The following is a 26,118-nucleotide window of genomic DNA, read 5'->3' as shown; positions in this document are numbered from 1 at the left end:
GCGGCATCCGTCGCTATCCGCCGTGGAAGGCGGGGTGCATCGCGATCAGCAGGCACGCCGTCCAGTGGCAGAGGAACGCCAGGACCGTGCACACGTGGAAGATCTCGTGGAAGCCGAAGTGGCCGGGCCACGGGTTCGGGCGCTTGAGGGCGTACACGATGGCCCCCGCCGTGTAGAGCAGTCCCCCGATGACGACGAGCACCATCATCGCGACGTTCGCGTTCAACAGGTCGACGATGTACATCACCGCCGCCCAGCCGAGGGCGAGATAGAGCGCCACGTAGAGCCAGCGCGGGGCGTTGATCCAGAACACGCGGAAGAAGATCCCGAGGATCGCCCCGCCCCAGACGATCGACAGCAGCAGGATCGTCTGCGGGGTGTCCAGTGCCAGGACGGCCAACGGCGTGTACGTCCCCGCGATGAGCAGCAGGATGTTGGCGTGGTCGATGCGCTTGAGTACCGCCCTCGTCTTCGGCTTCCAATTGAACCGGTGGTACAGCGCCGAGTTGCCGAACAGCAGCATCGACGTCGCCATGAAGACCGCGGAGGCCCATTTCGCCGGAGCACCCTGCGCGAGGCTGATCAGGACGATGCCGGCGGCGATGGCCACCGGGAACGTGCCGGCGTGGATCCAGCCGCGCCAGGTGGGCTTCAGATCGGCCTGCGCACCGACGGCCCCCGCCTCGAGGAGGGGGAGCTGCGGCATCTCCGGTCCGTCACCGGTGGGGGAAGGCGTCACGCGTCGAGCCTACGTCGGCCCGCATACCCGCGCGGGCACATGGTCGGCCCACGGCGGCTCGCCGCGGAGACGGGCGAACCGTGCCGCGAGGAGGTCGACGCGGTAGCGTAGCCGGGTGGCGCGCGTGTGGAGGAACGAGGGGCGGGGTCCCCTCTACCGGCTGTACATCCAGCGCTTGCGCCGGCAGATGCCCGCGACCGTGCCGCATCACGTGGCGATGATGATCGACGGCAATCGCCGCTGGGCGCGGCAGCTCGGGTTCGATAGCGCCGCGCACGGCCACCGTGCCGGCGCGGCCAAGATGCACGAGTTCCTCCGCTGGTGCGACGACCTCGGCATCAAGGTCGTCTCGCTGTACCTGTTGTCCAACGACAACCTCCGCAAGCGCGACTCCCGCGAGCTGGAGGACCTCATCGAGATCATCGCCGAGCTCGCCCGCGAACTGTCGCACGAGCCCGACTGGCGTGTGCAGCACGTGGGGCGGGCCGACGACCTGCCCCCCGCCCTCGCCGAGGTGCTGCGGGAGGTCACCGACCGGACCCGCTCGCACACCGGTCTGCACGTCAACCTCGCCGTCGGCTACGGCGGCCGCAGCGAGATCGTCGACGCGGTGCGCAGCATCATCGCTAAACACGATCAGCGGGGCGGGTCGCTCGAGGAGCTGGCGGCGAGCCTCACTCCCGAGCAGATCGGCGAGCACCTGTACACCGGCGGCCAGGCCGACCCCGACCTCGTCATCCGCACCTCGGGGGAGCAGCGTCTGAGTGACTTCCTCCTCTGGCAGTCGGCGCACTCGGAGTTCTATTTCGTCGAGGCGCTCGGTCCCGACCTGCGCGAAGTGGACTTCCTTCGCGCAATTCGCGACTTCTCCGCGCGCGACCGCCGATTCGGCCAGTAGCCGTGCGTCAGCGTTAACGCACTCGTCATTTTTCCGGGCGTGTTCGCGACCCCACGTGCCCGCGGAAGGCTTTACGGTGAGGTCATCGGGCACGGAGCCCGGTCGAGTCGGCCTTCGGATCGCGACTCGTGACCCACAGGTCGACTCGTGACAGCCGGGTGAGACACCCGGGTCGGGAGTGGGTTGTGACTGCACGAGCACCGTACGACCAGCGGAACGTCGTCGACAGCAGTGTTTCGGAACCGGATGCCTCAGCCGATCAGGCTCTGCGCACCTACGTTCTGGACACCTCCGTCCTGTTGAGCGACCCGCGGGCGTTCTTCCGCTTCGCCGAGCATTCGGTCGTGATCCCGGTCGTGGTGATCACCGAGCTCGAGGGTAAGCGCCACGACCCCGAGATCGGCTACTTCGCGCGGCAGGCGCTGCGTCACCTCGACGAGTTGCGCATCGAGCACGGCCGCCTCGACTTCCCCGTCCCGGTGGGCACCGACGGCACGCTCCGCGTCGAGCTGAACAACACCGACCCCTCGGTGCTCCCGTCGGGCATGCGCCTGGGCGACAACGACAGCCGCATCCTCGCGGTCGCGATGAACATCGCGCGCGACGGCGCCGAGGTCACGGTGGTGTCGAAGGACCTGCCGATGCGCGTCAAGGCGTCGTCACTGGGTCTCTCCGCCGAGGAATACCTCGCCGAGCAGGCGATGGACTCGGGCTGGACCGGGATCGCCTCGATCGACGTCTCGGGAGACGACCTCAGCGACCTGTACGAATCCGAGGTCGCCGCCAGCGACGACGTCCGCGGCCTCCCGGTCAACACGGGCCTCATCATCCACTCGGAGCGGGGCTCGGCGTTGGGTCGTGTCACCGGCGACGGCGAGTTCCGGCTCGTCCGTGGCGACCGCGACGCGTTCGGTCTGCACGGACGCTCGGCCGAGCAGCGGATCGCGATCGACCTGCTGCTCGACCCGGAGGTGGGGATCGTCTCGCTCGGAGGCCGTGCCGGCACAGGCAAGTCGGCACTCGCGCTGTGCGCGGCGCTCGAGGCGGTGCTGGAACGTCAGCAGCAGAAGAAGATCATCGTCTTCCGTCCGCTGTTCGCCGTGGGCGGGCAGGAGCTGGGCTACCTCCCCGGCGATCAGGCCGAGAAGATGGGCCCGTGGGGGCAGGCGGTGTTCGACACGCTCGGCTCGGTGGTGTCGGGGAACGTGCTCGAAGAGGTACTGGCCCGCGGCATGCTCGAGGTTCTGCCCCTCACCCACATCCGCGGTCGCTCGCTGCACGACGCGTTCGTGATCGTCGACGAGGCGCAGTCGCTCGAACGGAACGTCCTGCTGACGGTGCTGAGCCGCATCGGCCAGAACTCGCGCGTCGTGCTCACCCACGACGTCGGGCAGCGCGACAACCTGCGGGTCGGCCGCCACGACGGTGTCGCCTCGGTCATCGAGACGCTCAAGGGCCACGCGTTGTTCGGTCACGTCACGCTGACCCGGTCGGAGCGGTCCGCCATCGCCGCGCTCGTCACCGAGCTGCTGGAGGCCGGAGAACTCTCCTAGAGATCGCGTACGGAGGGGCCGGGATGCCACGCATCCCGGCCCCTCTTCTGTGGGGTCGGGCAGATGAGAGCTTTCTCATCTGCACCTCCTCGCATTCTCACGGGGAACCGACAGAGTTGTGTCAACGGCGAGGGAGACCTCGTCACCGCCTCGGCGGTTCCCCCCATAAATGAAAAGAGAACGGTTCGCCGTGCAGGTCACCGACGTTTCGGGTACGTCGGAAGACCGCCGTGGACCGCATCCCCATACCCCCGGTTTCCCCCCAACCGGGGGCTTTTGGGTTTTCGGGGGTCTATTGCCATCGATAACCGGCACCGCGCACGGTGGCGATGCGCGCCGCGCCGAACTTGGCGCGCAGATAGCGGACGTAGACGTCCACCACGTTGGAGCCGGGATCGAAGTCCAGCCCCCAGACGCGGCTGAGCAACTGCTCCCGACTCAGCACCTGCCCGGCGTGACGGAGGAACTCCTCGGCGAGGGCGAACTCGCGTGCGCTGAGATCGATCTCCCGCGCGCCGATCGCGGCGCGGCGGGTGAGGACGTCGAGCGACACGTCGCCGTGCGCGATCGTGATGGACCCGAGCGACACCGGCTCGCGTAGGCGCGAACGGACGCGGGCGAGCAGCTCGTCGAACTTGAACGGCTTGGCGACGTAGTCGTTCGCGCCGGCGTCGAGTCCGTCGACGGTGTCGCGGGTGCTGGTGCGGGCCGTGAGCATGATGACCGGGATCGACGACCCCTGCCCGCGCAGGCTCCGCAGCACCTCGAAGCCGTCCATCGTCGGCAACCCCACGTCCAGCAGGACGAGGTCCACCTCGCCGGCGAGCGCGGTGTCGAGAGCCTCGGCTCCGTCCTCGACGATGAGGGTCTGGTAGCCGGCGGCCTCCAGACCCTTGGCCACGAACGCAGAGATGCGCTCCTCGTCTTCGGCGATGAGGATGCGGGTCATCCGGTGGCCTCTCTCTGCTGGACGACGTCGCCGGCACGGACGGGCGTCGGAAGGTGGGTCGGTGCGTGCGCTCCGCCCAGGGGCACGTGGATGGTCAGGGTCGCGCCGCCTCCGGGGGTGTCGGCGATGGTGCAGTGTCCGTCGTGCGCTTTCACGATGGCATCCACGATCGACAGGCCGAGCCCGGATCCGTCGACGCCGCGCCGGGTCGAGACGCGGTCGAAGCGGCGGAACACACGATGACGGGCGGCGGGAGGGATGCCGGGGCCGTGGTCGCGGACCCACAGTGTCGCGACCACGCCGTCGTCGGAGCTGCCGATCTCGATGGGGCTTCCGGCCGGGGTGTACTTCGCGGCGTTGTCGGCGAGCTGCAACCAGGCCTGCACGAGACGGTCGTGGTCGCCGACGATCCGGCCGCGGCCGCGTGCTTCGATCGTCCAGGTGTGTTCGGGGATGGCCTCGACGAGTTCGCCGACGCGGTCGGTGAGCGCGCTCACGTCGACGACTCCCGCCGACAGCGAACCGGCTTCGACGTCGGCGAGGGCGTCGATGTCGTCGACGAGGCGCGAGAGCCGGTCGAGCTCGGAGATTCCGAGGTCGCGGGTCTCGACGACGTCTTCGGGATCGGCGGGGTTCATCGTCTCGAGGTGGCCACGGACGATCGTGATCGGCGTCTTCAGCTCGTGCCGCACGTCGTCGAGGAGCTGCCGCTGGGCGGCGACCGACATCGCCAGTCGGTCGAGCATCGAGTTCACGGAGGCCGTCAGGTCGGCGATCTCGTCGTTGCCCTCACTCGAGACGCGCACCCCGAGATCGGCGATCGTGATCGCGTCGGTCGTGTCGCGGAGCTTCCGCAGCGGCGAGAACAGACGGCCCGTGACGAACCAACCGGCCACTCCGACGGCGAGGAGCACGCCCGCCCCCGCGATCGCGTACGTGAGGGTCGACAGGGTCACCAGCTCCATGCGCTGGTCGATCGATATGGCCTGCACGATCGCGGCATCCTCGTCGGCCACCGCGGCGTACAGGACCGGGCCGACGCCCGTGTCCAGGCGCCCGCGCATCTCGCCGCGATCCAGCGCGGCACGCAGATCGGCGAGGAAGTCCGCGTCGCCGGCGAGCGGGAGGCCCGGCGGGGCCGGGGTCGTGGCGAGGACCGTGGTTCCGCGCAGGGCCAGCGTGCCGTCCGTGCGGCCCGGCACGGCGGCCGCGACCAGGTCGGCGGCGTCCTGTCCGCCGGCGGACACGGTCGAGACGAAGCCGTCGAGCTGTCGCTGCGCGTTGGCGAGCACGCGCTCGCTCTGCACGAAGAACGTGATGCCGCCGGCGATGATGAGGCCGAGCAGCACGACGCCGAGGATCGCCGCGAGGAGCCGCACGCGTGCCGAGATGGGTCTCGTGCGGCGGATCATCCTCTGATTATGGCGTTCCCCGGCGTCGTCGCGATCCGGCTCAGCCCGGGTGGGTCATCGACAGCAGGTCGAGCTTGGCGTCGAGCACCTCTTCGGTGATCTCGCCGCGCTCCACGTAGCCGAGGTCGATGACGGCTTCGCGGACCGTGATGCCCTTGGCCACCGAGTGCTTGGCGATCTTCGCCGCGGCCTCGTACCCGATGACCTTGTTCAGGGGCGTGACGATCGACGGGGACATCCCGGCGAACGCCTCGGCGCGGGCGACGTTGGCCTCGAGGCCGTCGATCGTCTTGTCGGCGAGCACGCGCATGGCGTTGGACAGCAGGCGGATGGACTCCAGCAGCGCCGTGCCCATCACGGGGATCGCGACATTGAGCTCGAACGAACCCGACGCGCCCGCCCAGGCGACGGTGGCGTCGTTGCCGATGACCCGCGCGCACACCATCAGCGTGGCCTCGGGGACGACCGGGTTGACCTTGCCGGGCATGATCGAGGAACCGGGCTGCAGGTCGGGGATGTGCAGCTCTCCGAGGCCGGTGTTCGGCCCCGAGCCCATCCAGCGGATGTCGTTGTTGATCTTGGTGAGCGACACCGCGATGGTGCGCAGGGCGCCGGATGCCTCGACGAGACCGTCACGGTTGGCCTGCGCCTCGAAGTGGTCCTTGGCCTCGGTGATGGGCAGCTCCGTCTCGGCGGCGAGCAGCTCGATGACCTTCTGCGGGAAGCCCAGCGGCGTGTTGATCCCGGTGCCGACGGCCGTTCCGCCGAGGGGCACCTCGCCGACGCGGGGGAGGACGGCCTGCACGCGCTCGATGCCGAGGCGCATCTGGCGGGCGTAGCCGCCGAACTCCTGGCCGAGCGTGACCGGGGTGGCATCCATGAGGTGGGTGCGACCGGACTTGACGATGCCCTTCCACGCCTCGGCCTTCGCCTCGAGAGCGACCGACAGGTGGTCGAGCGCCGGGATGAGGTCGTCGATGAGGGCCTGCGTGACCGCGATGTGCACCGAGGTGGGGAAGACGTCGTTCGAGGACTGCGAGGCGTTGACGTGGTCGTTGGGGTGGACGGTGTCGCCGAGGATCCCGGTGGCGAGGGTCGCCAGGACCTCGTTCATGTTCATGTTCGACGAGGTGCCGCTCCCGGTCTGGTACGTGTCGACCGGGAAGTGCGCGTCGTACGCGCCGGTGATGACCTCGTCGGCGGCCTGGGCGATGGCGTCCGCGATGCGCGGGTCGAGCGTGCCGAGCTCTTTGTTCGCCAGCGCCGCCGCCTTCTTGATGCGGGCGAGCGCGGCGATCTGCGTCGACTCCAGCCCCGAACCCGAGATGGGGAAGTTCTCGACCGCGCGCTGCGTCTGCGCGGCGTAGAGGGCGTCCTTGGGCACCCGCACCTCACCCATGGTGTCGTGTTCGATGCGGTACTCGATGTCGGTCACGTCGTCGTTCCTCCAGATCGTTTCGTGCGGTCTCAGGCGGCGTGGGAGTCGTCCACGTCGCCCACGCTCACGACGGGGACGGCTTCCCCGTCGTCGAGTCGGTAGTTGGCGCCCACGACCGCGACCCGACCTTCGGCGACGGCCTCGGCGATGAGCTCGGAGGCGCGCAGCAGGTCGGCGACGGTGTGACGCAGGTGCTCTCGACCCACCAGCTCGGCGTCGATGCGGTCGGCCGCGCGGCCGGCGGCGGCCTCTTCGCGCTGCACCCGACGCACGGCCGGGACGATCGGGGCGATCTGGCGCCAGATGTAGGGAGGGAGGGTCGGGGCGTCGATGCCGGTGCTGTCGATCGCGGCGCCCACGGCACCGCACGCGTCGTGCGCGAGCACCACGATGAGCGGGACCTCCAGCACGCCGACGGCGTACTCGAGGCTGCCGATCACCGAGTCGGAGATGACCTGGCCGGCGTTGCGGACGACGAACAGGTCGCCCAGGCCCTGGTCGAAGATGATCTCGGCCGCGAGGCGCGAGTCGGAGCAGCCGAAGAGGGCCGCCGTGGGGTGCTGCGAGCTCGCCAGTTCCGTGCGACGTTCGACGTCCTGGCGCGGGTGCGCGGGTTCGCCCGAGACGAAGCGGCGGTTGCCCTCGAGCATCTGGGTCCACACGGCACGGGGGGTGATGCGCTCGCTCACGGGGTCTCTCTCAGTTCTCGAACCTGGGCGGTGACGGATGCCGCGGCGATCGCGGTCGTCTCGGGGCTGGCGTCGCCGTAGATCAGCACCTGATCGGGCCCGGCGGGGGTCGACAGCGCGTAGGTGATGTTGCCGGCACGTTCGGGGTCGCTGGGGCGGTAGACGTTCCAGTCGATCCCGTCGATCGCCACGGTCTCGGTGCTGCGCGCTCCGCCCAGGATCTGGGCGACCCACTCGTCGCCGGTGTCCAGGCCCTGCGCGACGCGCACGAACCCGGACTCGCCGGAGCGGACGTAGACCATCGTCCACGCCTCGGTGCCGCCCTGACCCTCGGTCGTGGCCTGGTTCACGCGCCAGCCGTCGGGGAGCGACGGCGAGAGGGCGGGGCGACCGATCTCGCGGGACAGGTCGGCGGCGAGTGCCACGACGTCGGGCTCCGGACGCGGGGCGGGCTCGCCGCGCGGAACCGCCGCGACCACGACGAGGACGACGGCCACGGTGACGAGGAGCGCGGCGACGAGGTTGCGGAAGGTCTTGCTGGAGCGGTAGCGGCGCGACGATTCGGCCTTGCGGGCCGCTGTCTCCTCGGGCGTCTCGGGGCGACCGAGCTCGGCGACGATGCGGGCCATCAGGACTCCTCACCCTCGCCGCGGGCGGCGTCGAGCCGTCGCTTGGCGCCGAGAAGCCATTCCTCGCAGCGGGCCGAGAGCTGCTCGCCCCGTTCCCAGAGGGCCAGTGACTCCTCCAGCGTGGGCGCACCCTGCTCGAGCTCGGCGACCACACGGACGAGCTCGTCCCGGGCCTGTTCGAACGACAGGGACGCCACGTCGGCGGAGGGGCCGGAAGGCGTCGCGGTCATGGCATCCATCTTAGGCGCGACCGGCGGAGGCGCCGCCGTCCGTCGGGGACTCGGCGCCGTCGATCGGGCCGGTGGAGGAGGCGCCGAACGCGCCCTCGGCGACAGTCACCACGACGCGAGAGCCCGCGGGTGCCTGCGTCGCGTCGCGCACGATCCCACCGCCCTCGACCTGCGCGATCGCGTATCCGCGGGCCAGGGTGGCCTCCGGTGAGAGAGCGCGCAGCGAAGCCCGGAGTTCCCGCGTCCGCCGCTCCTCGCCCTGCAGTCGGCGGTCGACGACGTCGCGCCCGCGGGTCGCGAGCATCCAGACGTCCTGCGCGCGGGAGGTGAGCATCGAGTGGGGCGTCCGCAGCACCGGACGCGAACGCAACTGTTCGAGCTGCGCGATGTCGTGGAGCACGCGCTGCGTGAGTCGGCTCGTCAGGCGCGCCCGCAACTGCGCGACGAGCGCGCGCTGCTCGCTGACGTCGGGCACCACGCGCTTGGCGGCGTCGGTCGGGGTGGAGGCGCGCACGTCGGCGACGTCGTCCAGCAGCGGACGGTCGTTCTCGTGGCCGATGGCGCTGACGATCGGGGTGGATGCCGCGGCCACCGCGCGCACGAGTCGCTCGTCGCTGAAACCGAGGAGCGTCTGCGGATCCCCGCCGCCGCGCGCGATCACGATGACGTCGACGTCGGGGTCGGCATCCAGCGCCTTCAGTGCCGCCAGGGTCTCGGGGACGCAGCGGTCGCCCTGCACCGCCGCGTACCGCGTGCGGAACCGCACCTGTGGCCAGCGCAGCTCGGCGTTGCGGTGCACGTCCTTCTCGGCGTCCGAGTTCTCGCCCGTGATGAGTCCGATGCAGTGGGGGAGGAAGGGCAGCTTCTTCTTGCGCGCGGGGTCGAACAGCCCCTCGGACCGCAGCTGCACGCGCAGCCGCTCCAGACGCTCGAGCTGCTCGCCGAGGCCCACGTGGCGCATCGCCGACACCGAGAACGAGAAGTCGCCGGTCCGGGGGAAGTAGTCGGCCTTGACGCACGCGACGACGTGGTCGCCGACCTGCAGATCCTTGGGCAACCGCGCGAGCGTGCTCGACCAGATGCGGAAAGCGACGGTCGAGTCGGTTCCGAGATCCTTCAGGCGCCCGAAGACGTTGCCGCCCCGCCGGTTGAACGAGGTGATCTCGCCCTCGACCCAGACCGACCCCCAGCGCTCGATGAAGCCGCGGATCGTGTCGTTCAGGCGCGACACCGACGTCGGGGTGTCGGTGCGGGAATCGCGCGGGTGCACGGAGTCGGCCGGGGGCGCCTGGCCCTCGACGGCTTCGGGTCGGAAGGAGGTCATGCTCTCTCGTGGGGGTCGGTGGTGGGCGGTTCGGCCGTCGTCCAGGGGCGCCCCCGTAGAATCGAGGGGTGAGCACACCTGCCGTCCACCTGCCCGTTCCCCGGATCCCGGGTCGACGCGGGCGGCTCCAGGATATCCCCGTCCACGGACAGAAGAAGGTGCTGCTGGCCGCACCGCGCGGGTACTGCGCCGGTGTCGACCGCGCCGTCATCGCGGTCGAGAAGGCGCTCGAGCGCTACGGCGCGCCGGTCTACGTGCGCAAGCAGATCGTGCACAACATCCACGTCGTGACCGAGCTCGAGAAGAAGGGCGCGATCTTCGTCGAGGAGGTCGACGAGGTGCCGGAGGGCTCGCACGTCGTCTTCAGCGCCCACGGGGTCTCGCCGGCCGTGGTGTCGGCGGCATCCGATCGGCACCTGCAGGCGATCGACGCGACCTGCCCGCTCGTGACCAAGGTGCACCGCGAGGCCGTGCGCTTCGCGCGCGACGACTTCGAGATCCTGCTCATCGGCCACGAGGGACACGAAGAGGTCGAGGGTACGGCGGGCGAGGCGCCCGAGCACGTCACCGTGGTCAACTCTCCGGAGCACGCCGACACCGTCGAGGTGCGCGACCCGTCGAAGGTCGTGTGGCTCTCGCAGACCACACTGTCTGTCGACGAGACGATGGAGACCGTCCGGCGCCTGCGCCTGCGGTTCCCCGAGCTGCAGGATCCGCCGTCCGACGACATCTGCTACGCCACCCAGAACCGTCAGGTCGCGATCAAGAAGGTCGCGCGCGGCGCGGACCTCGTGATCGTCGTCGGCTCGGCGAACTCGTCGAACAGCGTGCGCCTCGTGGAGGTCGCGCTGGAGCACGGCGCCAAGGCCGCCTACCGCGTCGACTACGTCGACGAGGTGCGTCAGGAGTGGCTCGAGGGTGTCGAGACCGTCGGTGTGACCAGCGGCGCGTCGGTGCCCGAGGTGCTCGTCACGGAAGTGCTCGAGGAGCTCGCCGGTGCCGGCTACCGCGATGTCGAAGAGGTGCGCACCGCGGAGGAGGACCTGATGTTCTCGCTCCCCAAGGAGCTGCGTCAGGACTCGTCCGGCAAGCGCGACCAGCGCGCCCTCGGCGGCCGGGGTCGCCCGTGAGCGACGATGCCCGTCCACGCCCGCAGTACGGCGAGTACGCCTCGCCCGAGGAGCAGCGCGCGCGCATCCAGCGCCCCGAGGTGACCGAGGCGCTCGAGGCGGGAGTCGCCCCGGCGCCCGAGCCCGCCGTCGACGAGACTCCGGCCGCCGCCCGCGCCCGCGGCCCGCTCGCCGACCGGGTCGCGACGTTCGTCCTGCTCGTCTACGGCCTCATCTCGGTGATCTCCACGATCGTGCAGCTGCTCGATTTCCCCGGCTACGCCGAGCGCGCCGCGCAGATCCTGGGCGTGGATGCCACGTACACGGCGCTGTCGACCGGGTACGTGTGGGGTGCCGTGGCATCCGTCGTGTACGCGGTCGGCTATCTGCTCACGGCCTGGCTCACCTGGCGGCGCCTGCGCCGCGGGCGGATCGCGTTCTGGGTGCCGCTCGTCGGCTTCGTGGCGACGACGCTCGTCGCCGGCGTGTGCATCACCATCGCGCTCACCGCCGACCCGGCGTTCCTGTCGGCCCTCACCGGCTCGTTCGCGAACTGAACCGCGGGGCCCGGCATCCCGTGTTCCCGTGAGGAGGACAGGAGGGATGCCGCGATGCGAGACGATCACGCGCAGCTGACCGCGCTGTACGACGCGCACGCCGCACCCGTCTGGCGCTACGTCGTGAGTCTCACGGGCGACCACGCGGGTGCCGACGACGTCGTCCAGGAGACCCTGCTGCGCGCGTGGCGGACGCCGCGCGTCATGGCGGACGACCCTTCGACGTTGCGGTCCTGGATGTTCACCGTCGCCCGCAACATCGTCATCGACGAGGCGCGCAGTGCCCGGCGGCGCCACGAGCAGCCGGTCGACGAACTGCCCGAGACCGCGGGCGGGGATCACACGGATGCCGTGTTCGACGCGCTGCTCGTCGAGGAGGCCCTGGCGACCCTGACGGCCGATCACCGCGCGGTCATCGTGTCGGCCTACTACGGGGGCCGGAGCGTCGCGCAAGCGGCGGAAGAACTGGGGATCCCGGCGGGTACCGTGAAGTCGCGTCTGCACTACGCCGTGCGCGCGCTCCGGCTGGCCCTGCAGGAGAGGGGGGTGACGCGATGACCTCCGACCACGAGAAATTCGCCGAATGGGACGGCGCGTACGTGCTGGGTGCGCTGTCGGCCGCCGACCGCGGCGACTACGAACGCCACCTCGACGACTGCGCGCTCTGCCGGGCCGCCGTCGCCGAGCTCGCGCCCACGGCCGGGCTCCTGTCGCGGCTGTCGCCCGAGCGTGCTCGCGCGATCGACGGAGACGATCCGCAGTTCCGGGCGGCGCCCACCGCCCCCGATCCCGATCTTCGGGGACGGGTCGTGCGCACCGCGCGGCATCGGCGGCGCCGCGCGGTCGCCCTGTGGGCGGGTGCAGCCGCCGCGGCCCTGCTGGTCATCGCGGTGCCGAGCGTCCTGGCGCTCACGAGCACCCCGACCGACGGTGGCGGCACCGTCTACGCCTTGGACGATGTGGCGGGCGCGCCGCTGGAGGCGTCGGTGAGACTCACGCCCGTCGAGTGGGGCACCCGGATCGATCTCGTCTGCCAGTACACCGGCCAGGTCCTCGACGCTCCGCCCGGCGGCTGGCCCTACGCCCTCGCCGTCACGGACGACTCGGGAGCGACGACCATGCTCTCCACGTGGCGCGCCGGCCCCGGCTCGACCACCGAGCTGAGCGCGGGCACCGACGTGGCGGCATCCCGGATCGACTCCATCGAGATCCGCACCGTCGACGGCGATCGCGTCGTCATGCGACGGGTGTTCGACAGCCCGTAGCATCGAGGGATGCCGAGCCTCGTCGCCGTCTGCGCCGTCCACGCCCTCCGCCCCGACTCCGGTTCGGTCGGCGTCACCGCCATCGACAAGCGCGCGCTTGACGGGGCCGTGCGCATCGGTCCGCTGGGTGTCCGCGCCGACGTGCAGGCGAGCCGCAAGCACCACGGCGGCCCCGACAAGGCCGTCTACGCGTACGCGCAGGACGACGCCCAGTTCTGGGAGCAGCAGCTCGGACGCGAGCTCGCCCCCGGCTGGTTCGGTGAGAACCTGCGGCTCGACGGCGTCGACGTCAATAGCGCGCGGATCGGCGAGGTCTGGCGGATCGGTGACACCGTCCAGCTCGAGGTGACGATGCCCCGGACCCCGTGCGCGACCTTCGCGCGCTGGGTCGGCGGCTCGGCGGGCCGCGGGTGGGTCAAGCGCTTCTCGGACGAGGGGCGGCTCGGTGCCTATCTCCGGGTCCGACGGGCGGGCGACGTCCGCGCCGGCGACCCGGTCGAGATCGTGTCGTCGCCGTCGGACGCCCCCACCGTGCTGGAGCTGTACCGCTCGTAGGTCAGCCGTTCTCGCGGCATCGTCATCGCTGACTTCGGGCGAACGTCCGCCCCGCGCCTCGCCCGTCGGACATCTCCCCGAAGTCAGCGAGGGGTGGGAACGCACGAACGCCCCGGCCGGAGCCGGGGCGTTCGCGGGGGAGCCTTCGGGTCAGCCCTGCGACTTGCCGAACGATCCGAGCTGCTTCGTCGCCTCGACGACGCGCACGGCCATGGCCGACTCCGCGACCTTGCCCCACGCGCGCGGGTCGTACTGCTTCTTGTTGCCGACCTCGCCATCGATCTTCAGCACACCCTCGTAGTTCGAGAACATGTAGCCCGCGATCGACCGGGTGAAGGCGTACTGCGTGTCGGTGTCGATGTTCATCTTGACGACGCCGTTGGAGACGGCCAGGGCGATCTCCTCGTCGGTGGAGCCGCTGCCGCCGTGGAAGACGAGGTCGAGGGGCTTGGGGCCGGTGCCGAACTTCGCGGCGATGCCCTCCTGGATCTCACCGAGCAGCTCGGGGCGCAGCTTCACGCCACCGGGCTTGTACACGCCGTGCACGTTGCCGAAGGTGAGGGCCGAGATGTACCGGCCGTTCTCGCCGAGTCCCAGACGCTCGACGGCCTTCGTCACGTCGGCGACGGTGGTGTACAGCGCCTCGTTGGAGCCCTCGTGCGCGACGCCGTCCTCTTCGCCGCCGACCACGCCGACCTCGATCTCGAGGATCGCGTTGATGTTCTTGAGGCGCGGGAGGAGCTCGGCGGCGATGTCGATGTTCTCGTCGAGGGGCACGGCCGAACCGTCCCACATGTGCGACTGGAAGATCGGGTTGCGGCCGGCCTTGACCTCTTCCTCGGATGCCTCCAGGAGGGGGATCACGAAGCCGGGCAGCGCGTCCTTCGGGCAGTGGTCGGTGTGCAGCGCGACCGTGACGGGATAGTTCTTGGCGACCTCGGTCACGTACTTCGCGAACGCGAGCGCGCCGGTCGCGCGGGCCTTGACGGTGTGGCCGGCGAAGTAGTCGGCGCCGCCGGTGGTGACCTGCAGGATGCCGTCCGAGCCGGCCTCGGTCAGGCCCTGGAGCACGGAGTTGATGGTCTGCGAGCTCGAGACGTTGATCGCGGGGTACGCGAAGCTGCCGGCCTTGGCGCGGTCCAGCATCTCGGCGTACTGCTCAGGGGTGGCGACGGGCATGGAGAGACTCCTTGGTCGTGACGGGGACAACCGTCACTCTAGCGAAGGCGGTCGATCGTGACGGGGTCGGCGGGCGAGGAACCTGCCCGTTCTCCTCTGCTGTTAAGAATCGCGATTCCTTCATCCGCGAGACGCTGAAAACTGCCGATTGTCACGACAAGGCTGGCTACAGTGGGCCACATGGTGAGCCTGACGTCCGACATGAGTCCTCTGCATCCCGATCGGAACCTGGCTCTCGAGCTGGTGAGGGCCACCGAGGCGGCGGCCATCCGAGCCGTTCCGTTCATCGGTCGCGGAGCCAAGGAGGCCGCCGACGGCGCGGCTGTCGACGCGATGCGCGCGTTCTTCAGCACGGTCAACTTCGACGGCACGATCGTCATAGGCGAGGGCGAGAAGGACAACGCCCCGATGCTCTACAACGGCGAGCGGGTGGGGAACGGCAAGGGGCCCCGGTGCGACGTCGCGGTCGACCCGATCGACGGAACCTCCCTGACCGCAGCGGGGCGCCAGAACGCCCTGTCGGTCATCGCGGTCTCGGACCACGGGACGATGCTGGAAGCGTCGAGCGTGTTCTACATGGACAAGCTCGTCACCGGTCCCGCGGGCGTGGGCGTCGTCGACATCCGCCTCCCGATCGGCGAGAACATCCGGCTGCTGGCGAAGGCGCTGGGCAAGCCCGTGGACGAGATCGTGGTCTCGGTACTGAACCGCCCGCGTCACGAGCAGCTGATCGCCGACATCCGCGAAGCCGGTGCCGGAACCCGCCTGATGAGCGACGGCGACGTCGCCGGCGGCATCAACGCCGCGCGTCACAACGCCCGCACCGACATGTGCGTCGGCATCGGTGGAAGCCCGGAAGGCATCGTCACCGCCTGCGCGATCAAGGCGCTGGGCGGGCACATCCAGGGTGTACTCGCGCCGCGCGATGACGATGAGAAGGAGAAGGGCCGCGACGCGGGCCTCAAGGTCGACGGCGAGGTCTACGAGGCCGACGGTCTCGTGACGGGGAAAAACACGATCTTCGTCGCCACGGGCGTCACCGATGGCCAGCTCGTGCAGGGCGTGCGCCGCGACGGCGACTTCATCTACACCGAGAGCGTCGTGCTCCGCGGTGCGTCGGGCACGCTGCGCCGGATCTCGTCGGAGCACCTGACGTCGAAGTGGCTCTGACGCGCTGACGTCGGGCGGCCGGGGCCGCGAGACTGCATCTGACTGACAACTCCACTGCAGGGTGCAGTGGGGATGTCAGTCCGTTGCTGCTTCGCGGTACAGGTGCGTTGCGGCAGCGGTGCGCAGCGGCGCGCCGGAGCGGAGGCGCGCCGGAGCTGTCCCGCGCATGCAGGTACAGCCGGGCGTGTCGTTGCGCAAGCGTGACTCGTTCTCACAGGGCCCTCTGGCAGAATCATCAGCAGTGTCAACGGCGACGCTGTGTTCTTCCGAGACCCGAAGGGGGATCGTTTCATGGCAGCTACGACGAACTCGACCGCACCTCAGACAGGTGCGCAGGCGGTGATCGCCAGCGCCGTCGACCCCGCGCGTCGTCCCGATGTTCTGCTGCGCAAGCGCCGCGCCGAGGGTCACGAGATCAGTGCCTGGTGGATGGTAGGAGCCTTCGTCGCCGTGTCCGCCGCCGTGGTGAGCCTGCTCAGCTGGGTTCCCGGCGGGTCTTGATCGTTCCCGCTCAATCGTCCTGAGCGAGCCCGGCGCGTGCGCGTACCTCGCCGAGATCGGCGTACGCGATTCCGTCGGCGGTGGCATCGTCGCTCGTGGGCGTCCCCTCGTCCTCGATCTCGAGGAGTTCGGGCGCGGTCCAGCGCCGCGGTGCGGACTCGAGCGTGGCGGGAGCGGTGACGGCATCCAACTTGGTCTCGTCGATGCCGGGGAACTTCCGCGCCGAGACGAGCACCCGTGACTCGAGCGAGCCGGCGAACTTGTTGTAGCTGTCGACTGTGCGCTCCAGCGCGCGTCGCAGGTCGCCCGCGTGCCCGGCGAGAACGCCGATCCGGTCGTACAGCTCGGTGCCGAGGGCGAAGAGCGTGCGGGCCTCGTCGGACACGTCCTGCTGAGTCCAGGTGAAGGCCACCGTCTTGAGCACCGCCCACAGGTTCACCGGCGAGGCGAGGGCCACTCGTCGGGCGAAGGCGTACTCCAGCAGGGTGGGGTCGTCGTCCAGGGCCGCCGACAGCAGCGACTCGCTGGGCAGGAAGCAGATGACGAACTCGGGGCTGCTGGTCAGCCCCGCCCAGTACGTCTTGCGGGCGAGCGCGTCGACGTGGGCGCGCACCGCCTTGGTGTGCTTGGTCATGAGGGCGGAACGTCGGGCGCCGTCGTCGCCCGTGGCGGTCACCGGGATCGCGCTGGCCTGCAGGAACGCGTCGAGGGGGACCTTGGCATCCACCGCCAGCGCCTTCCCACCGGGGAGGCGGACGACCATGTCGGGCCGCCCCGCGCCCGCGTCGGAGGCGATCGAGGACTGTAGGTCGAAGTCGACGTAGCGCGTGAGGCCTGCGGCCTCGACCACGCGGCGAAGCTGCGTCTCGCCCCACACGCCGCGGGTGCTGCCGGATCGCATCGCGGAGGCGAGCGCCTCGGTCGTCGATCGCAACGCTTCGTCGGCTTCGCGCGAGAGCCGCAGCTGTTCGCCGAGCGCCGAGTACTGCTCGACGCGGTCGCGCTCGAGGCCGTCGACCTTGCGCTGCATCGCGTCGAGCGTTTCGCGCACAGGGTCGAGGGCGCGCAGCACGGTCTGCTCACGCCGGTCGCGCTCCTCGCGCGCAGCCTGGTCGGCTCGCGTCTGCGCGACAAGGTCGCGGTAGAGCGTGCTCTGGTGGTCGAGCTGGGCCTGGACCCCCGCACGGGCGGCGTCGGCGGCCGCGACGCGCGCGGCGAGATCGACGCGCTCGGCGGCGGCGCGGGAGGTGGCCCGGGCGGTGCCCAGGAACCACCCGGCGGCGGCTCCGACGGCGAGGGCGAGGACCGCGAGGATCAGGGCGATGGCATCCATGTGCTCAGTGTGCCGGAGGGGTCCGACATCGCCCGGAAGCGCGGCGGGACTCAGGCGACGGCGCGTTCGAGCCGCGGCCCGGCGGCGATCTGCGACACGCGGACGCCCAGGTGGGCGGCCAGGGCGTGCACGTCGTCGACGCCGGCGCGGCGCGCGCAGTCGATCGTGATCTCGGCGCACGCGACGGCGTCCGCGAGGGCGTCGTGGTGCGCGAAAGGCGAACAGCCGGCCTCAGCGGCGACGAGGGGCAGGCGGTACGAGTCGAGCGTGTAGGTCTTCCGCGACATCTGCACGCTGCAGAGGTAGCGGTAGGGCGGGCACTCGTCGCCGGTCACGCCGCACGCGCGGCGCAGGACCGACATGTCGAAGCCCGCGTTGTGCGCGACGAGCACGTCGGCACCGGCGAACGCCGTCAGACGTTCCAGCTGCGTGGACCACTCCGGTGCGTCCACGACGTCCGCGGGGCGGATGCCGTGGATGCCGACGTTGATCGGTGCGAAGGTGTCGTGGCCGGACGGGGGCTTGATGAGCCACGCGGCGGTGGCGACGACGCGACCACCCCGGACGCGGGCCAGCCCCACCGCGCATGCGGACGCACCACTGGAATTCGCCGTCTCGAAGTCGATCGCGGTGAAATCCAGTGCCACCCCTCCACCCTGCGTCGCGCGCCGCGCGGTGCCGGGGAGGCGCGCCGCGATTCACCCCGGGCCGTCCGGCGGAGTCCGTCACTGACACGCCGTGGTGTGGCATCCGGGGTCGGCGTGGCGGGCACGGACTCCGCGGCACGGCTCGCTTCGAACACTCGGCGTAGGGTCGAGGGCATGACGGAGAGCCGGAAGTCGACGTCGTTCGGGCAGGCCGCCGCGGCCTACGAGTCGGGGCGGCCGGAGTATCCCGCCGCGGCGGTGGAGTGGATGCTCGCGCCGGTGCGCGAGCCGGGCCGGGCCCTCCGCGTCGCCGACGTGGGAGCGGGGACCGGCAAGCTCACGCGCGCGGTCGTCGAGCTCGGCGCGGATGTCGTCGCGATCGACCCGGATGCCACGATGCTGGCGTCGCTCCAGGACAACGTGCGCGGCATCCCGACGTTCGCCGGCACGGCGGAGGATCTGCCGCTGCCGGACTCCGGTCTCGACGCGGTGGTCATGGGACAGGCCTGGCACTGGGTGGACCCGGACGCGGGCTCGCGCGAGGTCGGACGCGTCGTGAGGTCGGGGGGAGTGCTCGGGCTGGTCTGGAACATCCGGGACGAACGCGTCGGATGGGTGCGGCGTCTGACCGACGCGATGGGCGCGTCGCACGGCGAACGGCTCATCGCCGCGGGCGGTCCGCGGATCGCGGAGCCCTTGGTCGATCTCGAGCACCGGTCGTGGACGTGGAGCCGCCCCATCACCCTCCCGCAACTGCGCGATCTCGTCTTCTCCCGCAGCGACGTCATCATGGCGAGCCCCGAGGAGCGCGCCCGCATCGACGCCGAGGTCGACGGGGTCGTGGCATCCGTCCCCGGACTCGCCGACGGGGGAGCGGTCGACCTGCCCTACGTCACCCACGCCTACCGCGCGCGACGCCCCTGACGCCGTGGGGGCGGCGCGGGCCGGGTAACCTGGACTCCCGTGGCTCTTACCATCGGAATCGTCGGCCTTCCCAACGTCGGAAAGTCGACCCTCTTCAACGCCCTGACCAAGAACGACGTGCTCGCGGCGAACTACCCGTTCGCGACGATCGAGCCGAACGTCGGGGTCGTGAACCTTCCCGATGCGCGCCTGCAGCAGCTCGCCGACGTGTTCGGCTCGGAGCGGCTCGTCCCCGCCGTCGTGTCGTTCGTCGACATCGCCGGGATCGTGCGCGGCGCGAGCGAGGGCGAGGGCCTGGGCAACCAGTTCCTCGCGAACATCCGTGAAGCGGATGCCATCGCCCAGGTGGTCCGCGGGTTCGCCGACGACGACGTGGTCCACGTCGACGGGCAGGTGAACCCCGCGAGCGACATGGAGACGATCAACGCCGAGCTGCAGCTCGCCGACCTCCAGACGCTCGAGAAGGCGATCCCGCGCTACGAGAAGGAGATCAAGGGCAAGAAGCTCGACCCCTCCGTGCTCGACGCCGCCAAGGCCGCGCAGGATGCGCTCCAGCGCGGCGTGCTGCTCTCGGCATCCGGTCTCGACCTCTCACCGATCCGCGAGCTGGGCCTTCTCACCGCGAAGCCGTTCATCTTCGTCTTCAACGTCGACGAGGCCGTCCTCACCGACGAGGCCCGCAAGGCCGAGCTCGCGGCGCTCGTGGCGCCGGCGAAGGCCGTCTTCCTGGATGCCAAGATCGAGTCCGAGCTGATCGACCTCGACCCCGAGGATGCCGCCGAACTGCTGGCATCCACGGGTCAGGACGAGTCGGGTCTCGACCAGCTCGCCCGCGTCGGCTTCGACACGCTCGGTCTGCAGACCTACCTCACGGCGGGTCCGAAGGAAGCGCGCGCGTGGACGATCCCGAAGGGCGCCAAGGCGCCGCAGGCGGCCGGCGTGATCCACACCGACTTCGAGAAGGGCTTCATCAAGGCCGAGGTCATCTCCTTCGCCGATCTCGTCGCGCTCGGCTCGGTCGCCGAGGCCCGCGCGAAGGGCAAGGCGCGGCTCGAGGGCAAGGACTACGTCATGCAGGACGGCGACGTGGTGGAGTTCCGCTTTAACAACTGAGGTGCACGAACACTCAGGGTGTCGTGCAGGTCAATAGTGGTACCGCGCCTGCAGGACAGTCACGTGAGTGTCATCGGTGATGTAGACGAGGCGATTGGCCTCGTCGATGCGGCGCGACAACGCGCCGGCGAGGGCATGTCTGAGCGGCTCCGGCTTGCCGATCCCCTCGAACGGGTCGTCGCGGAGCATATCTGCGATGAGTTGGTTGATGCGTCGAAGCGTCTTGCGATCCTGCGTCTGCCAGTACAGGTAGTCCTCCCACCCCTCAGCAGTCCAGGCGAGTGAGAGCTGGCTCACGGCTCGATCAGGTCGCGCTCTTGGACATCTCCAGAACGTGCACTGTCGAGGGCGCTCAGCAACCGCCGAGCGTTTTCGGGCGAACGCAGCAGGTAGCTCGTCTCGACGAGGGAGTCGTACTCGTCCTTCGACATGAGGACGGCCGACCCGCGCTTCGATGTGATCTCGATCTCTGTGTGGTCGAGATTGACGCGTTCGATGAGACCGAAGAGGTCACGTCGTGCCTCGCTCGTGGTGATGGCCATGTTGATCTCCCGCCAGGTGGTACAAGATATGGTACCAGTGGGTGCCGGCGCCGCGCCCGTCGATTCGCCCCTGGCGCAGCACCCTTCGCCGGTGCCACCATCGGGCATGACCTACGCCGTTGTGTCCGTGCACTCCCCGAAGCCCGAGCACCGGGCTGCCGTCATCGACTCGATGCAGCGCTACAGCCGGGTCGCCCGTGAACAGGTGGGTCTCGAATGGACCGGTGTCGTCGACGACGGCAGCGGTCGTCTGGTCGGGATCGCGCTATGGGCATCGGAAGCGGCCGCGGCGGCCGCGCGGCCGGCGCTGATGGCGGAGGTCGGCGACGACCCGTTCGAGATGTGGGACGAGCGCCCGATCGACGGGCTCCGCGGCGTCGTCGTCTGACGGAGGCCGTCGGTCAAGGACACCCTGCCCGACGCCGGCTGAGGGCGAGCGGCTCCTTCGCTAAAGTCAGCGCGTGCACTCCACGCCCGCGGTCGCACCCGACCCGCACCTCGACCGCCGCAGCCGCGCGCGAGCCATTCTCGCCGGATCCGTGCCGAACCTCGCCCAGTGGTTCAACCTGTACGTCTACGCGATCTTCGCGCCGTACTTCCGGACCGAGTTCTTCGACGCGCAGTCGCCCGACTCGCTGATCTACGTGTACGCGCTGTTCGCCGTGACGTTCGTCGTGCGACCGGTGGGCTCCTGGCTGTTCGGCAAGCTCGCGGACACACGGGGGAGGATGGCGGCACTCGTGGCCGCCGTCGCCCTCATGTCGGCCGGATCGCTCGCTCTTGCCGTCGCGCCGACCGAGCGCGCGATCGGGGGATGGGCCGCCGTGATCCTCGTGGTCGTGAGCATCGTGCAGGGGATCGCCGCCGGGGGAGAGTACGCGGCCGCCACCGTGCTGCTGTCGGAGTCCGGCACCCGGGGGCACCGCGGATTCTTCGCGTCCTTCCAAGGGGCGACCATCGTCGGTGGCCTGGTGCTCGCGCAGGGCTCGCTTCTGGTGCTCCTGCTCGTCGGTGATCGCGCCTCCGTGTCGGAATGGGGTTGGCGGGCCGCCTTCGTGGTCGGCGGCCTCGCGGGCCTGGCATCGCTGTGGTGGGCACGGGGACTTCGGCATCCGGGATCCACCGCGCGGGCGGCGACACCGACGGCGCCCTCGACCATGGCGGAATTGCTCCACTCCCACTGGCGTCCGCTCGTGTGGGTGATGCTCCTCACCGCCGGAGGGAGCGCAGCGTTCTACACCGCCACGGTCACGGTTCCCTCCCTCTTTCGCGAGACCGCTTTCGCCGCGGGCGGTGCGCCGGCGGAACTCGCGGTCACGGGCGTCGTCCTCGTGGCCTTCGTCGTGCTCATGCTCCTGCAGCCGCTCGGCGGGGCGCTGAGCGACCGGATCGGCCGCAAGCCTCTCCTCGTCGCCTTTGGCGCGACGGGGGTTCTCGGTGCGGCCGTGCTCGTGTCGACGGCCGCGCGAGTGACGGCACCCCCGGTGGTGTTCGGCATCCTCGTTCTCTCGTTCGCCGTTCTGACCTGCTACCTGTCCGTGAACGGCATCGCCAAGGCGGAGGTCTTCCCGGCCCACATCCGGGCCCTCGGCGTCGGCCTCGGCTACGCGGTGGCGAACTCGCTCTTCGGCGGCACTGCCCCGTTGATCTATCACGCGACAGCAGGCGGAGTCGGATTCCTCGTGTACCTGACCGTGCTTCTCGGGGTGACGCTCGTCGCTTCGCTCGCGATGCGCGGAGGAGCGGCCACCGCCCTGGACGCACCGCGGTCCTGACCGCCCGCACGTCGAAGCCCCCGGCCACGTGACCGGGGGCTCGAGTGCACGGCGTCAGCCGCCGATCGGGGTCGGGTTCGACGGGTCGGGCGGGACCGGCAGCGAACCGTTGATCCGGTTCTGCGCCTGGCACTGACTCGTGCAGTTCGTGGCTCCCGCCGAGAGCTCGATGGCATCCTCTCCGAGCACGCCGCCCAGGCGACCGCCGGACTGGACGATCCACTTCGTCACGGTGGCATCCTGGTAGGTCTTCGTCGCCACCTGCGGGCTGTCCTTGCCGAGGAGCATCTGATGCGCATCGGGGCCGGAGGCGACGGCATCCACTCCGTTGCCGAAGTTGATCTTGCCGGTGTACTGGTTCACGAAGTAGAACAGGCCCGGGCCCAGGGTGTGGACGAGCTCGACGGGGGCCGCGAACTCCGGCTCCATCTGGAAGATGCCGCCCTGAGCGCCGTCCTTCGCCTGGATCTTCAGCTTGCCGCCGGCGGTGGTGAAGATCGCGACGAGCGCGTCGTCGCGGACTTCGAGGCTCGCCAGGCGGGTGCCGGAACGCTGTGCCGCGGTCAGGGTCGGAACCTTCGACGCGAACACCACCGTGGGACTCGTCACCATGCGCTGAGTGTCGGGCGCGCCGGTGAGCGTGTAGGCGTACACGCCGAGGGTCGCCGGGTCGATCGTGAAGCGGTTGTTGCGTCCGCTGACGACGATCGGCGTCGAGACCGTGACGTCCTTCAGCTTCGCGTCCTTGCCCGGAGCGGGGTTGTACGTGGTGCCGTTGACGGTGACGGCGTAGTCGCCGCCCGTCGAGGTCGTCTTCGCCTGGGCGGCCGCCGGGAAGAGGAGACCGGATGCCGCGACCAGGGCGGCCGCGAGGACCGCCGTCGTGCGGGTGAGGGTCGTGCTGCTCATGGGTGCCTCGTTTCGTCAGGGGGTGAGCTGTGTCCCACCCTCGACGCGCGGCAGCGGACGCGACAATGCGACCTTGGTCGTACGACCATCGTCCGATGGTGCCCGACCGGCCGTCCCGTCCACAGTGAACGCAGCGTCTCTCGCGATCCACGCGAGAATGGCGGGAAGGACGGATGACATGAAGAAGCGGATCCTCATCGGCGCGGGCGCCCTCGTACTCGCCGCCGCCCCCGCGGCCCTGGGGCTGTGGGGCAACACCTCGTTCGCCGAATCGGTTCCTGTCCCCGTCCCGGTGTCGGGCCAGGTGGTGACGGTTTCTCCGTCACCCACCATCGACGACCACGGCGGCGAGACACCACGTGATCAGCGGGTGGAGCCCGGTGACGACCGCGGAGGGGCCTCTGGCGGCACGGACGACGGGTCCGGCAGCACGGACGACGGCGGCGGCGACGTCCCCCGTGACGCGCGCGTGGAGTCCGGCGACGACCGGGCGACGCAGGGTGCGACGGTCGACGACTCCGCGGAGCCGTCGACGGCGCCCGACGACTCCTCGGGTTCCGGCGGAGGCACGGACGACACCGGCTCGGGACGCCACGGCGGCGACCGTGGGGGAGAGGACGACTGAGTGGCATCCGATCCCCCCTCGCCACGATCACCGACCACGGACGCCGTTGAGGCGGTGCCGTGGTCGGTTCGCGTCGTCGGACGCGCGCCCGACGTCGTGCCACGGTCCCTCTCGGCCCGCGCCGTGCTGGTGCGTCTGGGTGCCGTGCTGGCGACGGCGCTGGTGGCCGTCACGGTTCTGGCCGGCTTCGGCGCGCAGTGGCTCGCGGAGCGCGAGGCGGTCAACGACGCCGCACAGACGACCAACGTGCTGGCCGAGGCCGTCATCCGTCCCGCGCTCACCGACGCGCTCGCCGCGGGGGATCCTGCCGCCGTCGAGGCGTTCGACACGGTCGTCCGGTCGACGGTGCTGGGGTCCGATGTCGTCCGCGTGAAGATCTGGAACCCGCAGGGACAGGTGCTGTACGCCGACGAACCGCAGTTGATCGGACGCACCTTCGCGCTCGACGATGCGCAGCGCGCCGCGCTGGCATCCCCGTCGACCCGCGCCACGGTGTCCGACCTGTCGGAGGACGAGAACGTGTTCGAAGACGCTCCCCGTCTGCTCGAGGTGTACCGCCCGGTCTGGACCCCGTCGGGCCAGCAGTTGCTCTTCGAGGTGTACTACCCGTACGAACCGGTTGCGGCTCGATCCGCCGAGCTGTGGCGCGGCTTCGCGGGGGTCACCACGAGCAGCCTGCTGCTGCTCGTCGTGCTGACCGCGCCGATCGTCTGGGGGCTCATCCGCCGCCTGCGCGGCGCGGAGGCCCGCCGCGCCGAGCTCTTGCAGAGGGCGGTGGACGCGTCGGATGCCGAACGTCGCCGTATCGCCGGCACCCTCCACGACGGCCCCGTGCAGGACCTGGTGGCCACGAGCTTCGTCGCCGAGAGCGCCGCCGTCGCCGCCGACCGCGACGGTCTGACGGATGCCGCCGGCCGCGCCCGCGACGTGGCCGGTGCCGTGCGCGGCAATGTCCGCGTGCTGCGGTCACTCCTGGTCGACATCTACCCCGAGAGCCTGCGCTCGGCCGGGCTGGCCGCCACGGTGCGCGACCTCGTCGCGACCGCGTCGGCGCGGGGGATCGAGGTCGACCTGGACCTCGATCCGGGCGCCGACGACCTCGCCGAAGACGACCAGCGCCTTCTCTACCGCGTCGCCCAGGAAGCGTTGCGCAACGCGGTGACCCACGCGGCGCCGTGCCGAGTCCGGATCGCCGTGACGCGGGATGGGGGAACGACCGTCCTGGAGGTCGCCGATGACGGCCCCGGCTTCGATCCCGCGGTCCTGGACCTCGCCCGCGACGATGGACACCTCGGCACCCGTGTCATGCACGATCTCGCCGCCGAGGCCGGAGCCGAGCTCTCCCTCGCCACCGCGCCCGGGCTCGGCACCCGCTGGCGCCTGCGCCTGTCCGACCGAACCGCACCCCGGGAGCAGCCGTGATCCGCGTCCTCATCGCCGACGACCACGCCATGGTGCGCGAGGGATTGGCATCCGTCCTCACCGCCGACGGCGACATCGAGATCGTCGCCACGGTGGCGGACGGGTCCGCGGCCGTCGAGGCGGTCTCGGCGGACCAGGTCGACGTCGTCGTCATGGACCTGTCGATGCCCGTGCTCGACGGCATCGAGGCGACGCGCTCGGTCCGAGCGACTGCACCGAGCGTCCGCGTGCTCGTCCTGACCTCGTTCGGCGATCGGGACCGTGTCCGACGCGCCCTTGCGGCGGGTGCGACCGGGTACCAGTTGAAGGATGCCGAACCCGCCGACCTCCGCGCGGCCGTGCGGGCGGTCCACGCGGGTCACGCGCCCCTGGATCCGCGCGTCGCGGGAATCCTCCTCCCCGAACCCGCGTCGGCCGGAACCGGCCTGAGCGCGCGCGAGGAAGAGGTGCTCGGCCTCGTGGCGACGGGGATGCCGAACAAACAGATCGCCGCGAGCCTCGGTATCTCGGAGCGCACCGTCAAGGCGCACCTGGGCAGCATCTTCCGGCAGCTCGGCGTCGGCGATCGCACCAGCGCGGCGCTCTGGGCGCGGGACAACCTCGCGCGCTGACGCCGTCGGACGAGGGTGCA

General features: G+C 70.5%; 30 protein-coding genes. 16 read left to right on the top strand and 14 right to left on the bottom strand.

Annotated elements, in window-relative coordinates; translation table 11 throughout:
* Nucleotides 1-13: 13 nt before the first annotated feature.
* A complete protein-coding gene (trhA, locus tag P8R59_RS17060) occupies nt 14-706 on the bottom strand; it encodes a PAQR family membrane homeostasis protein TrhA (protein ID WP_077051845.1) in 693 nt (230 codons plus the stop codon).
* Nucleotides 707-863: 157 nt separating this feature from the next.
* Between trhA and P8R59_RS17055 the strand changes: the two genes are divergently transcribed.
* Both P8R59_RS17055 and P8R59_RS17050 read left to right on the top strand, forming a co-directional pair.
* Nucleotides 864-1,637 carry an isoprenyl transferase gene (locus P8R59_RS17055; protein ID WP_077052659.1) on the top strand — a complete coding sequence of 258 codons (774 nt, stop codon included), beginning with the start codon at nt 864-866 and terminating at the stop codon, nt 1,635-1,637.
* A 185-nt stretch (nt 1,638-1,822) separates the two neighbouring features.
* Nucleotides 1,823-3,190, top strand: coding sequence for a PhoH family protein (locus P8R59_RS17050; protein WP_077051844.1), 1,368 nt, complete (start codon nt 1,823-1,825; stop codon nt 3,188-3,190).
* A 292-nt stretch (nt 3,191-3,482) separates the two neighbouring features.
* On the opposite strand, the gene P8R59_RS17045 is transcribed toward P8R59_RS17050, so the two are convergent.
* Genes P8R59_RS17045 through xseA form a run of 7 tightly spaced genes read right to left on the bottom strand, consistent with a single transcriptional unit; the run spans nt 3,483 to nt 9,861 of the window.
* Complete coding sequence (locus P8R59_RS17045; RefSeq protein WP_278102034.1) at nt 3,483-4,139, bottom strand: response regulator transcription factor; 657 nt, start codon at nt 4,137-4,139, stop codon at nt 3,483-3,485.
* Complete coding sequence (locus P8R59_RS17040) at nt 4,136-5,551, bottom strand: sensor histidine kinase (protein ID WP_278102033.1); 1,416 nt, start codon at nt 5,549-5,551, stop codon at nt 4,136-4,138. The genes P8R59_RS17045 and P8R59_RS17040 overlap by 4 nt, the downstream gene beginning before the upstream one ends.
* A 40-nt stretch (nt 5,552-5,591) precedes the next feature.
* On the bottom strand, nt 5,592-6,986 hold the full coding sequence (locus P8R59_RS17035; RefSeq protein ID WP_278102032.1) for a class II fumarate hydratase: 1,395 nt from the start codon (nt 6,984-6,986) through the stop codon (nt 5,592-5,594).
* A 32-nt stretch (nt 6,987-7,018) separates the two neighbouring features.
* Nucleotides 7,019-7,639: a carbonic anhydrase gene (locus tag P8R59_RS17030; RefSeq protein WP_278103848.1), complete on the bottom strand. Its 621-nt coding sequence runs from the start codon at nt 7,637-7,639 to the stop codon at nt 7,019-7,021.
* Between the two features lie 35 nt (nt 7,640-7,674).
* Nucleotides 7,675-8,307, bottom strand: a complete 633-nt coding sequence (locus P8R59_RS17025) for a DUF4245 family protein (protein ID WP_278102031.1) — start codon at nt 8,305-8,307, stop codon at nt 7,675-7,677.
* Entirely contained in the window at nt 8,307-8,546 is a 240-nt protein-coding gene (locus P8R59_RS17020; protein WP_036328293.1) for an exodeoxyribonuclease VII small subunit, read from the bottom strand. The genes P8R59_RS17025 and P8R59_RS17020 overlap by 1 nt, the downstream gene beginning before the upstream one ends.
* Nucleotide 8,547: 1 nt before the next feature.
* Nucleotides 8,548-9,861 (bottom strand): exodeoxyribonuclease VII large subunit, encoded by a 1,314-nt coding sequence (gene xseA, locus P8R59_RS17015; RefSeq protein ID WP_278102030.1) that lies wholly within the window; start codon nt 9,859-9,861, stop codon nt 8,548-8,550.
* Between the two features lie 89 nt (nt 9,862-9,950).
* Between xseA and P8R59_RS17010 the strand changes: the two genes are divergently transcribed.
* The 5 genes from P8R59_RS17010 to P8R59_RS16990 are packed head-to-tail and all read left to right on the top strand — an operon-like array spanning nt 9,951 to nt 13,347.
* A complete protein-coding gene (locus P8R59_RS17010) occupies nt 9,951-10,991 on the top strand; it encodes a 4-hydroxy-3-methylbut-2-enyl diphosphate reductase (RefSeq protein ID WP_303655357.1) in 1,041 nt (346 codons plus the stop codon).
* Entirely contained in the window at nt 10,988-11,527 is a 540-nt protein-coding gene (locus tag P8R59_RS17005) for a DUF6264 family protein (protein ID WP_278102028.1), read from the top strand. The genes P8R59_RS17010 and P8R59_RS17005 overlap by 4 nt, the downstream gene beginning before the upstream one ends.
* Before the next feature lie 54 nt (nt 11,528-11,581).
* On the top strand, nt 11,582-12,085 hold the full coding sequence (locus P8R59_RS17000; protein ID WP_278102027.1) for a sigma-70 family RNA polymerase sigma factor: 504 nt from the start codon (nt 11,582-11,584) through the stop codon (nt 12,083-12,085).
* Entirely contained in the window at nt 12,082-12,792 is a 711-nt protein-coding gene (locus P8R59_RS16995; RefSeq protein WP_278102026.1) for an anti-sigma factor family protein, read from the top strand. The genes P8R59_RS17000 and P8R59_RS16995 overlap by 4 nt, the downstream gene beginning before the upstream one ends.
* 9 nt (nt 12,793-12,801) lie before the next feature.
* On the top strand, nt 12,802-13,347 hold the full coding sequence (locus tag P8R59_RS16990) for an MOSC domain-containing protein (protein ID WP_278102025.1): 546 nt from the start codon (nt 12,802-12,804) through the stop codon (nt 13,345-13,347).
* 150 nt (nt 13,348-13,497) lie between these two features.
* On the opposite strand, the gene fbaA is transcribed toward P8R59_RS16990, so the two are convergent.
* Nucleotides 13,498-14,526 carry a class II fructose-bisphosphate aldolase gene (gene fbaA / locus P8R59_RS16985; protein ID WP_077051832.1) on the bottom strand — a complete coding sequence of 343 codons (1,029 nt, stop codon included), beginning with the start codon at nt 14,524-14,526 and terminating at the stop codon, nt 13,498-13,500.
* 180 nt (nt 14,527-14,706) lie between these two features.
* Here fbaA and glpX point away from each other — a divergent pair, with 180 nt between their 5' ends.
* Both glpX and P8R59_RS16975 read left to right on the top strand, forming a co-directional pair.
* A complete protein-coding gene (gene glpX, locus P8R59_RS16980; protein WP_077051831.1) occupies nt 14,707-15,696 on the top strand; it encodes a class II fructose-bisphosphatase in 990 nt (329 codons plus the stop codon).
* A gap of 291 nt (nt 15,697-15,987) precedes the next feature.
* Nucleotides 15,988-16,197, top strand: a complete 210-nt coding sequence (locus P8R59_RS16975) for a UDP-N-acetylmuramyl pentapeptide phosphotransferase (RefSeq protein ID WP_077051830.1) — start codon at nt 15,988-15,990, stop codon at nt 16,195-16,197.
* Nucleotides 16,198-16,207: 10 nt separating this feature from the next.
* Here P8R59_RS16975 and P8R59_RS16970 read toward each other — a convergent pair whose 3' ends face one another.
* A complete protein-coding gene (locus tag P8R59_RS16970) occupies nt 16,208-17,530 on the bottom strand; it encodes a DNA recombination protein RmuC (protein ID WP_278102024.1) in 1,323 nt (440 codons plus the stop codon).
* A 50-nt stretch (nt 17,531-17,580) separates the two neighbouring features.
* Nucleotides 17,581-18,177 (bottom strand): 3'-5' exonuclease, encoded by a 597-nt coding sequence (locus P8R59_RS16965; RefSeq protein WP_278102023.1) that lies wholly within the window; start codon nt 18,175-18,177, stop codon nt 17,581-17,583.
* Nucleotides 18,178-18,351: 174 nt separating this feature from the next.
* On the opposite strand from P8R59_RS16965, the gene P8R59_RS16960 reads away from it, so the two are divergent.
* Together P8R59_RS16960 and ychF are read left to right on the top strand one after the other, a co-directional pair.
* On the top strand, nt 18,352-19,101 hold the full coding sequence (locus tag P8R59_RS16960) for a class I SAM-dependent methyltransferase (protein ID WP_278102022.1): 750 nt from the start codon (nt 18,352-18,354) through the stop codon (nt 19,099-19,101).
* 39 nt (nt 19,102-19,140) lie between these two features.
* On the top strand, nt 19,141-20,214 hold the full coding sequence (gene ychF, locus P8R59_RS16955; protein ID WP_278102021.1) for a redox-regulated ATPase YchF: 1,074 nt from the start codon (nt 19,141-19,143) through the stop codon (nt 20,212-20,214).
* 30 nt (nt 20,215-20,244) lie between these two features.
* Here the strand turns inward: ychF and P8R59_RS16950 are convergent, their stop codons facing one another.
* Complete coding sequence (locus P8R59_RS16950) at nt 20,245-20,511, bottom strand: Txe/YoeB family addiction module toxin (RefSeq protein WP_278102020.1); 267 nt, start codon at nt 20,509-20,511, stop codon at nt 20,245-20,247.
* Nucleotides 20,508-20,756, bottom strand: coding sequence for a type II toxin-antitoxin system Phd/YefM family antitoxin (locus P8R59_RS16945; RefSeq protein ID WP_077051824.1), 249 nt, complete (start codon nt 20,754-20,756; stop codon nt 20,508-20,510). The genes P8R59_RS16950 and P8R59_RS16945 overlap by 4 nt, the downstream gene beginning before the upstream one ends.
* Before the next feature lie 106 nt (nt 20,757-20,862).
* On the opposite strand from P8R59_RS16945, the gene P8R59_RS16940 reads away from it, so the two are divergent.
* Together P8R59_RS16940 and P8R59_RS16935 are read left to right on the top strand one after the other, a co-directional pair.
* Nucleotides 20,863-21,144 (top strand): hypothetical protein, encoded by a 282-nt coding sequence (locus tag P8R59_RS16940; protein ID WP_278102019.1) that lies wholly within the window; start codon nt 20,863-20,865, stop codon nt 21,142-21,144.
* A gap of 73 nt (nt 21,145-21,217) precedes the next feature.
* Complete coding sequence (locus P8R59_RS16935) at nt 21,218-22,531, top strand: MFS transporter (protein WP_278102018.1); 1,314 nt, start codon at nt 21,218-21,220, stop codon at nt 22,529-22,531.
* A 54-nt stretch (nt 22,532-22,585) separates the two neighbouring features.
* Here P8R59_RS16935 and P8R59_RS16930 read toward each other — a convergent pair whose 3' ends face one another.
* Nucleotides 22,586-23,440, bottom strand: a complete 855-nt coding sequence (locus P8R59_RS16930) for a hypothetical protein (protein WP_278102017.1) — start codon at nt 23,438-23,440, stop codon at nt 22,586-22,588.
* Nucleotides 23,441-23,618: 178 nt separating this feature from the next.
* Between P8R59_RS16930 and P8R59_RS16925 the strand changes: the two genes are divergently transcribed.
* Genes P8R59_RS16925 through P8R59_RS16915 form a run of 3 tightly spaced genes read left to right on the top strand, consistent with a single transcriptional unit; the run spans nt 23,619 to nt 26,098 of the window.
* Nucleotides 23,619-24,065 (top strand): hypothetical protein, encoded by a 447-nt coding sequence (locus P8R59_RS16925; RefSeq protein WP_278102016.1) that lies wholly within the window; start codon nt 23,619-23,621, stop codon nt 24,063-24,065.
* A complete protein-coding gene (locus P8R59_RS16920; protein ID WP_278102015.1) occupies nt 24,066-25,487 on the top strand; it encodes a sensor histidine kinase in 1,422 nt (473 codons plus the stop codon).
* Nucleotides 25,484-26,098 carry a response regulator transcription factor gene (locus P8R59_RS16915; RefSeq protein ID WP_278102014.1) on the top strand — a complete coding sequence of 205 codons (615 nt, stop codon included), beginning with the start codon at nt 25,484-25,486 and terminating at the stop codon, nt 26,096-26,098. The genes P8R59_RS16920 and P8R59_RS16915 overlap by 4 nt, the downstream gene beginning before the upstream one ends.
* The last annotated feature ends 20 nt before the right edge of the window (nt 26,099-26,118 follow it).

The sequence above is a fragment of the Microbacterium proteolyticum genome, assembly GCF_029639405.1.
In the GTDB taxonomy this organism is placed as follows: Bacteria; Actinomycetota; Actinomycetes; order Actinomycetales; family Microbacteriaceae; genus Microbacterium.
The sequence above is the reverse complement of the archived record's forward strand: the minus strand, read 5'-3'. Positions and strand labels throughout refer to the sequence as shown.

Coding starts and splice junctions, on each gene's coding strand:
- trhA (WP_077051845.1), bottom strand. CDS start 706: ATGCCGCAGCTCCCCCTCCTCGAGGCGGGGGCCGTCGGTGCGCAGGCC.
- P8R59_RS17045 (WP_278102034.1), bottom strand. CDS start 4,139: ATGACCCGCATCCTCATCGCCGAAGACGAGGAGCGCATCTCTGCGTTC.
- P8R59_RS17040 (WP_278102033.1), bottom strand. CDS start 5,551: ATGATCCGCCGCACGAGACCCATCTCGGCACGCGTGCGGCTCCTCGCG.
- P8R59_RS17030 (WP_278103848.1), bottom strand. CDS start 7,639: ATGCTCGAGGGCAACCGCCGCTTCGTCTCGGGCGAACCCGCGCACCCG.
- P8R59_RS17025 (WP_278102031.1), bottom strand. CDS start 8,307: ATGGCCCGCATCGTCGCCGAGCTCGGTCGCCCCGAGACGCCCGAGGAG.
- P8R59_RS17020 (WP_036328293.1), bottom strand. CDS start 8,546: ATGGATGCCATGACCGCGACGCCTTCCGGCCCCTCCGCCGACGTGGCG.
- xseA (WP_278102030.1), bottom strand. CDS start 9,861: ATGACCTCCTTCCGACCCGAAGCCGTCGAGGGCCAGGCGCCCCCGGCC.
- P8R59_RS17000 (WP_278102027.1), top strand. CDS start 11,582: ATGCGAGACGATCACGCGCAGCTGACCGCGCTGTACGACGCGCACGCC.
- P8R59_RS16995 (WP_278102026.1), top strand. CDS start 12,082: ATGACCTCCGACCACGAGAAATTCGCCGAATGGGACGGCGCGTACGTG.
- P8R59_RS16990 (WP_278102025.1), top strand. CDS start 12,802: ATGCCGAGCCTCGTCGCCGTCTGCGCCGTCCACGCCCTCCGCCCCGAC.
- fbaA (WP_077051832.1), bottom strand. CDS start 14,526: ATGCCCGTCGCCACCCCTGAGCAGTACGCCGAGATGCTGGACCGCGCC.
- glpX (WP_077051831.1), top strand. CDS start 14,707: ATGGTGAGCCTGACGTCCGACATGAGTCCTCTGCATCCCGATCGGAAC.
- P8R59_RS16975 (WP_077051830.1), top strand. CDS start 15,988: ATGGCAGCTACGACGAACTCGACCGCACCTCAGACAGGTGCGCAGGCG.
- P8R59_RS16970 (WP_278102024.1), bottom strand. CDS start 17,530: ATGGATGCCATCGCCCTGATCCTCGCGGTCCTCGCCCTCGCCGTCGGA.
- P8R59_RS16960 (WP_278102022.1), top strand. CDS start 18,352: ATGACGGAGAGCCGGAAGTCGACGTCGTTCGGGCAGGCCGCCGCGGCC.
- P8R59_RS16945 (WP_077051824.1), bottom strand. CDS start 20,756: ATGGCCATCACCACGAGCGAGGCACGACGTGACCTCTTCGGTCTCATC.
- P8R59_RS16940 (WP_278102019.1), top strand. CDS start 20,863: ATGACCTACGCCGTTGTGTCCGTGCACTCCCCGAAGCCCGAGCACCGG.
- P8R59_RS16930 (WP_278102017.1), bottom strand. CDS start 23,440: ATGAGCAGCACGACCCTCACCCGCACGACGGCGGTCCTCGCGGCCGCC.
- P8R59_RS16925 (WP_278102016.1), top strand. CDS start 23,619: ATGAAGAAGCGGATCCTCATCGGCGCGGGCGCCCTCGTACTCGCCGCC.